Below are 7,827 nucleotides of genomic sequence, written 5' to 3' on the forward strand. Positions count from 1 at the left end.
CATAAGCTAATCATCTCAAAAATAAAGAAAAGCTTAAATTACATGGGTACAACTTGACCGAACGATAATCTTTACATCCATTTCTGGGTAAGGGTTTTAGTCTTCTGGAGTTCCCCGCAGCGCGGGGAACTCCAGGTTAAAAAGTTGCACTAATTTCCGATCTCTTATGCTCTTTTTCCCAGTTGAGGCTCTCCAAAACCAGGGTTTTCCACTACAAGTAAAGCAGAGTCGAAATATTTACGATCGACTGCCTAATGAGTATTCCCTAAAGTTTTCACTTTGATTGCCATCAATTCTCAGTACCCCAAGAGGTTTACCTTGTTGGTTTCTGACAACGTAGTACCATTTAAAGTCTGTGCGATTATTGAGCGTGTTTAGCAATTTAGAATCGCCTTTTAAGGCTTGTGCGATCGCTTTTTCAAAGTCTTTGGAAACAATTAAACGTGCGAAACCATTTTTATTATCATAATTTCCCCAAGATGTATAGCTCCAGATGACCGAATTATCATTTGGCTCGGGGACATAAAGTGTGAGACGCTCCACAAAGGATAATTTATTGACGTTTTGAACTAAGTCGTCAAGGGTTATCGGTACTTTATTTCTAGGAGGATTTTTCAAGGGTGCAATCTGCTGCACAAATTTACTGTTGAGGCTTTGGATTTGTTCGGATGCAATACGTTTAAATACTTTATTGCGATGAACTTGAATTTGATAATTAATTAAGGAAAGAAAGCCGATTAAAGCAGAAAGAAAAGCTACCAGACCCGCCATATATGCTGCGTAGGTGCGCCGACGGGCTTCTGGTGCGATCGCACCAGAAGCATCTCTTTCTTGGCTAGGTCGAAGCGATGCCACTGCTTTGACTATTTCTTGAATGCCCAGCACGAAAGTAATGGCGACACCAAATGCACTGAGAGCAACGCTGGCACCAAATATTCCGTATAAAACGGCTTCAACTTGCGGACTGAAAATATCCCATCTCAGTGCAGAATTAAAAATTCCCAGCACAACCAGCGTTGCGCCAATTATCAAGAGCGAAACGGTGATCCAAACAGTCAGCGATAATAACTTAACTCGCGATCGCATACTACTTTTCCCGATCGGATAATCTATGCGGCTGAAGAAGATTAGAGCGGAAAAAGAATTATCGATAATCTTCTCGCAGAAAGAAAGTAAATACTTTTCATATTCAATAACTACTCCTGTACGCCAACTTCTTTGAGCAATTTCACAATACTGCGGTGGCTATTTAATTCAGCGATCGTTAAAGCCGTGTAACCACCCTTATTTTTGATGTTCGCATCCGCACCGGAGTCAAGCAAAAGTTTTACAGCTTCCACATAACCCCGCGAAGCCGCCCAGATTGTCGCTGTAGCACCAAGATGATCTTGAACGTTGACATCAGCACCCGCTGAAATTAAAAGCTGCATCAGGGAGACATCGTTTTGCTCAGATGCCTTGATCAAAGCAGTTTTTCCATCATCATCTGGAACGTTGGGATCGGCACCGCTATTTAGAAGTTCTCTCACTGTATCAGTGTTTTTACGACCTACCGCCATAGTTAAAGGCGTCTCGCCGAGGTTTTTGGCGTTGGGATTGGCTCCCTTTTTTAGCAGAAATATTACAATATCGCTGTAATTTTGTAAAGCTGCTAAGTGTAGAGCTGTGTCGCCAAGTTCGTTTCTAACGCCAACGTCAGCGCCTCGATCGAGCAGAAGTTGTACTATTTCAGCATAACCTTCTACTACAGCCAGGTGTAAAGCAGTTTCGCCATCCGTATCTTTAGCGTTAACATCAGCAGCTTTATCCAGCAAAGCACTGACAATAGCAGTATAACCGCCTGCTGAGGCTGCCATTAGGGCTGTCCATCCATCTAAATTTTTGGCATTTACATCTGCACCGGCGTTGAGCAATGCTTGTACGATCGCAGTGTATCCCTGATCGGCTGCCAGCGTTAAAGCGGTCTCGCCCTCTTTGTCTTTAGCATTAAGGTCAATAATAGTTTGCTTCTGCGGCGGCAATATTTTTAAGTGATCCCACAAGCCGGAACTAGATGCAGCCAACAACTGCTCTACGATCGATTTATAACCGGACTCGGCTGCTAACATCAGCGCGGTTCTGCCCTCTTGGGTTTTGGCATTTGCATCTGCCCCACCAGCTAACAACACCTTGACCGCTTCAGGGTAATTTAGACCTGCTGCTAAAGTGAGAGCTGTTTCGCCGCCACTGGTTACATTTACCTCCGCACCAGCCTCCAGCAATGCTTGCACGACCTCTGTGTGACCGTGTTCGGCGGCTATGGTTAAAGCAGTATCTTCATCTTTATCTTTAATGTTGACTTGGGCACCCGCATCGAGCAATATCCGTACCACCTCCGCATGACCTTTCAAGGCCGCTACCATTAAGGCGGTGCTACCGTCGATATTTTTGGCATCTACGTCTGCGCCGCTTGCCAGCAAAGTTGGAATGACATCAACTTGGTTACTGGCAGCTGCCAACATTAAAGCTGTTAGCTTGTACAATCTTCTCGGCAGATTAATGTTTGCACCTGCTTCTAACAGCAGTCGCACAACATCTGTGTAGCCATTGCGGGCAGCAAACATCAAAGCGGTGGTACCGTCTTTGTCTGTGGCGTTGATATTGGCACCTTCAGCCAGTAGTACTTGTACTCGATCGATTTCGCCGTTTTGAGCGGCCCGTCTTAATAAAACATCTTTATCTAATGTGGAAGTCATGCCTGTGCCTCGTCGCATCCCCAGCAATGTCAACTTAGCGTTAAATTAGGCTCTTGAGAAGACGGTGTTGCTGGTTGCATTCAGTTTATGCAGAATAATCATCGAAATAATCGGTTCCCGAATCCCGTCCTTCCAGCATGGCTAATTCATGTTCGCGGAAGAAAATTATTTTATCTTGGTGGCCTGTAGAAAAATCGTCAAACTTTCTTGCCCCCCGCTCCCCTACCCCATCCCCCATTTGCAAAGAATCATTACGGAGTTTATGCTAACTTTTATAAGTTCCTTAAGCAATCCTCTACTATGAGCTTGGAAATCCCCGCGTCCGTTAAAGTTTGGAGTCAGTTCATCCATCCCGTTGTCATGTGGGTACTTTTAGCCATATCCCTATATGCTATGTACCTGGGCATTCAAGTCCAACGCACGAGATTTGCAGAAGGGGAAACCAAGAAAGAGTTAATTAAGGGTAGGTATAACATCCGGCACTACCAAATCGGTTCTCTCCTTTTGGCATTGATGGTTGTTGCCACAGTTTTCGCTATGGGCGTTACCTACATTAACAATGGCAAGCTGTTTGTCAGCCCTCACCTACTGGTAGGATTGACTATGACAGCTTTAATTGCGACTTCTGCCGCTCTTTCTCCCTTGATGCAGAAAGGAAATGATTTCGCTCGCTACACCCACATATTCTTGAATGTTGTTCTTGTGGGACTTTTTGGCTGGCAAGCTGTAACAGGTATGGAGATTTTACAAAGGATTATTAGCAAAATTTGACATCCTCACCGGGCTAAAGCCACGGTGATTCCAAAGATTACTCTTTGGGCTTCCTCTTTCCCCGACTCGACTTACTTAAGGGAGTTTCCTCACCCCTTGCAGAGATCGATGTCTCCAGAGGCGTTTAACGTTCCCGTGTGCCCCACGGTACGAAGTGCAAATTCTAGTATGTTGATGGCAGCATTCCAGTCTCGGTCTAAAACAAACCCGCAATGATGACAGCGATGTGTTCTTTGACTCAATGACTTCTTGATAACTTCCCCACAGCTAGAGCAGTTCTGGCTCGTGTAGTGGGGTGGAACGGCAACCGTCACCACTCCAAACACCTTGCCAAAATATTCCAACCATTGACGAAAAGCCGTCCATGCCGCATCAGAGATAGATTTTGCCAATCTCCGATTCTTCATCATGTTTCGCACCTGCAAGTCCTCGTAGGCAACCAAGTCGTTGGACTGGATAACGCATCTTGCCAACTTCACGGCAAAATCTTTACGCTGCCTGCTTACCTTCAGGTGCTTTCTGCTCAAACGGTTTCTAGCTTTGGCTCTATTTTTCGAGCCTTTGGGGGTGCCAGAGAGTTTCTTGCTCAGTCGCCTCAGAGCTTTTTCCGATTTTCTCAGGTGACGAGGGTTCTCAACCGTCTGCCCATCCGAATCGGTGTAGAAGTGAGTCAGTCCGACATCCAATCCAATGGTTTTACCTGTTGGCTCTCGCTTCTCCACCCGTTCCACATCCAGACAAATTTGGGCGTAATATCCGTCAGCACGACGGACAACTCGAACTCTCTTAATCTGTTTCAACTGATAGAAGTGCAAATCGCGAGTTCCCCACAGCTTAAAGCATCCTGCTTCAAACCCATCGGTGAAGGTGATATTTCGCCTATCTTCCGAGAGTTTCCAACCTGTTGTTTTGTATTCAACAGAACCGTGAGTTTGATGTTTCTTAAATTTTGGGAAACCCTTTTTTCCTGGTTTACCTTTTTTGCAGTTATCGTAGAACCGAGCTATGGAAATCCATGCTCGTTCAGCCGATGCTTGTCGAGCCTGAGAATTGAGTTTTCCTGCCCAAGAGAATTGCTTGGCAAGAACTGCACAATAAGCGCTCAACTCGTACTTGCCAATCCCCTTGTTGTCTATCCAGTATTTGATGCAACTGTTGCGAACAAACCTGGCGGTACGAATAGCTTCATCAAGTCTTTCGTACTGTTGTTTAATTCCCTCAAGTTTCGCCTCAAATACCAACATATTTACGCCGATTCATTTGGTATAAATATACCACAGTCAACGAAAGCCGTCCTTCTAGGACGGGGCTTTAAACCCATTTTTTTGGTAAATGTTCACAGGGAGGGAAGAATGAAAATTTCTTCCCTTTTCCCATACCATAAACCATACTGCTAAGCTGCCCGCTTTCTGCTCTTTTCTGGCATGGGCAAATTCAAGCTTGCATGAAAGTCTTGCTGCACTTTGTAAGTCAAGCGCCGATTGACTTGCCGGACAATTTGAGCTAGTAGGCGATCGCCCGTACTTTGAATCAAAGACATCGGCAAGCGGTAAATAAACCGAGGAAACTGAATGGTAACTTTTAGGTCTAGTTGCCACTCTACCTTGGTGACTTTTCGATGGTCGCCTATGACAGCCTGCACCTCTCGATCCAATTCACTTGCCGTAGTTTCTACTAACCATTGCGTAGCATTGAAGTCTACATCATAACCGGGAGCCACGTAATTCGGCACTGCGATCGTGCGGATGCGGTATATTCCTTCTTCTGCCGGTAGCAACTCCAAGCCAATCTTGGGTTCGACCACATAACCAAACGAACCAAACCGCCCGATCGTCAAAGCATAGCCATTTTTACCTATCAGTTCGGCTTGCATAGGGTGGGCGCAACGGCGAAACCATCCTTGGTGAGCATCTAAATAGTTGGCAACGGTTTGAGCGTCGGCATACATTTCCATATAATCTTCAAAGAAGCCGTGAAAGCAAACTGGCTCGATCGCGTTTGCTGTTTGTCCTGTTGATTGGTCAATATCGGCAGAATCTGACACGATTTCCAAAATTGCTTCGTTACCCTCTAAGGATTGATATTCACTGTACTGTGATTGCATAGACGCTCTCCGGTGCGATCGATCTTTATGCCTATGTTCAGGATGCCCAATAAAAGTCAAAATTTACACCTAAAGTTGGAATCTTAACGGAAACATAAGTATTGCTGGTTTCAAATTCATACAATGTAAATAAAAGTTGAGTGTCTTCGTTAAATAAGTCCACATTTACCAAGATAGCTTGAGAGATGAAAACATTTGTAGCAGGGGCAACAGGTCAAACAGGTCGCCGGATTGTCAAAGAGCTTGTCGATCGCAATATTCCCGTCCGGGCTTTAGTGCGAGACATAGATAAAGCCAGAGGCATTTTACCCGCATCGGCTGAATTAGTCGTAGGCGATGTCCTCCAGCCAGAAACGCTTAATACCGCCATCGGGGATAGCACTGTACTGCTGTGTGCCACAGGTGCAAGTCCCAGCTTCGATCCGACAGGGCCATACAAAGTCGATTGCGAAGGCACCAAAAATTTGGTGGATGCTGCCAAAGCTAAGGGAATCGAGCATTTTGTCTTAGTTACTTCTTTGTGTACCTCCCAACTATTCCATCCTCTCAACCTGTTCTGGTTAATTTTAGTGTGGAAGAAACAAGCCGAGGAATATCTCCAGAAAAGCGGCTTAACTTATACAATAGTCCGACCGGGCGGTCTGCTGAATGACGAAAATCCTGACTCGGTTGTGATGTCTGCCGCAGACACGCTATTTGATGGCCGTATCGCCCGCACTAAAGTAGCACAAGTGTGTGTTGAAGCACTATTTCAACCAGACGCTCGCGATAAAATTGTTGAAGTTGTTGCTAAGCCAGAAGCCGCCCCAAAAAACTGGCAGGAGCTATTTGCTAGTGTGGCTTAATCGAATGGCACGCAAAGGTAAGGAGTGTCAAATTTGATTCAGCGATCGCGTCAGCGTATGCCTAAAGGGTCATCGCCTCAGCCTATACCCAAAACCTTAGCACCGCAGAGGCGGAAGCGTTTGCCACAAGTAAGGTTGACGGATTTATTCTTGAGGCGTGCGCTCTTCGGCACTATTGCTGCTGTTGGATTGATCTTTTTGTTGCAAATGTGCCAAATTTCTCCAGAGAAGCGATCGCAGCGCGATTCTTCTACCGGCCTATACGGCACAGTACCTCTAGTGATGAAAGGGGGCGACCCCTACATTCGCGCCTTGATGCGAACAATTTCCGCCAGCGAGTCGAATGTACCCCACCCTTACTCGGTCATTTACGGCGGTCAGCAGGTTAGCGATCTCAGTCGTCATCCCAATCAATGTATCACAATTGTTACAGGCCCCAATGCAGGAAATTGTAGCACTGCGGCTGGTCGATACCAAATGCTCAACCGTACTTGGTATAAATTAGTACGGCAATATCATCCCAAGCCGGAACGGATGCTATTTTGGACTGGCTACAGTTTTGAACCGGAATATCAGGATGCGGTAGTTTATGCTTGGTTAAGCGATCGTCAAGTTTGGGGAGTTGATATTGCCAAACAGTTGCGACGCGGCAAATTAGATCGAGTTTTGCGGTTACTTTCCGGCACTTGGACAAGTCTAGGATATGGAATAGAAACTAATTCGATGTCTCAAAATTTGCCCAAACTTTATCAAATCATCCTGCAAGAAGAACTACAAGCAGCGGCAAGTTAAACATCGCAGTTAGTAACAAAAACCCCCCAATCTTTGCGAGTTGGGGGGTTAAATTATCAGGGTGCATCTACCTATTCTCTTTTTTCTTTGATTGCTAAAACAATCAGGATAAATTTGTCAGGAATTTCAGACCGTGCCATAGGTCAAAAAAAATCCCCACCTTTGTGAGGTGGGGGTTTGAATTATCAGGGTGCATTCATCTTCTCTTTTCTGGTAGTGGTAGTAAGCATCAGGATAAATTACGGATCTTTTTGGCAAAAGTAGCGATCGCATCCGCCAACAAAAAACCCCCAAACCTTGTGAGGCGGGGGTTTAAATTATCAGGGTGCATCTACCTATTCTCTTTTTTCTCTCTTGGCGTCACCTTTCAGGATCGTTTTACAAAAATTTTAGGGTGTCGGGACGATCGCATCCGCCAACAAAAAACCCCCAAACCTTGTGACTGGAGTTTAGACTAACCGCGCCCTAAAGCGCGGTTAGTCTAAACTCCTATAAATAAAAGTAAAAAGATAAAAAACAGTCGTACAAGTGTACTAATGACACAGGTACGACTGTTTGGTAGAAGCTTAAAGTTGTACCA

Annotated in this window: 7 protein-coding genes; 3 read left to right on the forward strand and 4 right to left on the reverse strand. The window is 45.3% G+C overall.

Translation table 11 applies throughout. The features are described 5' to 3' along the window. Nucleotides 1–237 precede the first annotated feature (237 nt). Nucleotides 238–1,086, reverse strand: coding sequence for a hypothetical protein (locus tag ACE1CD_RS07520; RefSeq protein WP_374796492.1), 849 nt, complete (start codon nt 1,084–1,086; stop codon nt 238–240). 110 nt (nt 1,087–1,196) lie between these two features. Beyond that, nucleotides 1,197–2,735: an ankyrin repeat domain-containing protein gene (locus ACE1CD_RS07525; RefSeq protein WP_374822857.1), complete on the reverse strand. Its 1,539-nt coding sequence runs from the start codon at nt 2,733–2,735 to the stop codon at nt 1,197–1,199. Between the two features lie 300 nt (nt 2,736–3,035). On the opposite strand from ACE1CD_RS07525, the gene ACE1CD_RS07530 reads away from it, so the two are divergent. Next, entirely contained in the window at nt 3,036–3,506 is a 471-nt protein-coding gene (locus tag ACE1CD_RS07530; protein ID WP_374796496.1) for a DUF4079 domain-containing protein, read from the forward strand. An 89-nt stretch (nt 3,507–3,595) separates the two neighbouring features. On the opposite strand, the gene ACE1CD_RS07535 is transcribed toward ACE1CD_RS07530, so the two are convergent. Both ACE1CD_RS07535 and ACE1CD_RS07540 read right to left on the reverse strand, forming a co-directional pair. Beyond that, nucleotides 3,596–4,750 (reverse strand): RNA-guided endonuclease InsQ/TnpB family protein, encoded by a 1,155-nt coding sequence (locus ACE1CD_RS07535; RefSeq protein ID WP_374796498.1) that lies wholly within the window; start codon nt 4,748–4,750, stop codon nt 3,596–3,598. A gap of 149 nt (nt 4,751–4,899) precedes the next feature. Next, complete coding sequence (locus tag ACE1CD_RS07540; protein ID WP_374822860.1) at nt 4,900–5,610, reverse strand: DUF1997 domain-containing protein; 711 nt, start codon at nt 5,608–5,610, stop codon at nt 4,900–4,902. Between the two features lie 185 nt (nt 5,611–5,795). On the opposite strand from ACE1CD_RS07540, the gene ACE1CD_RS07545 reads away from it, so the two are divergent. Both ACE1CD_RS07545 and ACE1CD_RS07550 read left to right on the forward strand, forming a co-directional pair. After that, nucleotides 5,796–6,455 (forward strand): NAD(P)H-binding protein, encoded by a 660-nt coding sequence (locus tag ACE1CD_RS07545; RefSeq protein WP_374796502.1) that lies wholly within the window; start codon nt 5,796–5,798, stop codon nt 6,453–6,455. 24 nt (nt 6,456–6,479) lie between these two features. Beyond that, entirely contained in the window at nt 6,480–7,247 is a 768-nt protein-coding gene (locus tag ACE1CD_RS07550) for a hypothetical protein (RefSeq protein ID WP_374822863.1), read from the forward strand. Nucleotides 7,248–7,827: the final 580 nt, after the last annotated feature.

This window comes from Aerosakkonema sp. BLCC-F183, from assembly GCF_041929145.1.
Classification (GTDB): Bacteria; Cyanobacteriota; Cyanobacteriia; order Cyanobacteriales; family Aerosakkonemataceae; genus Aerosakkonema.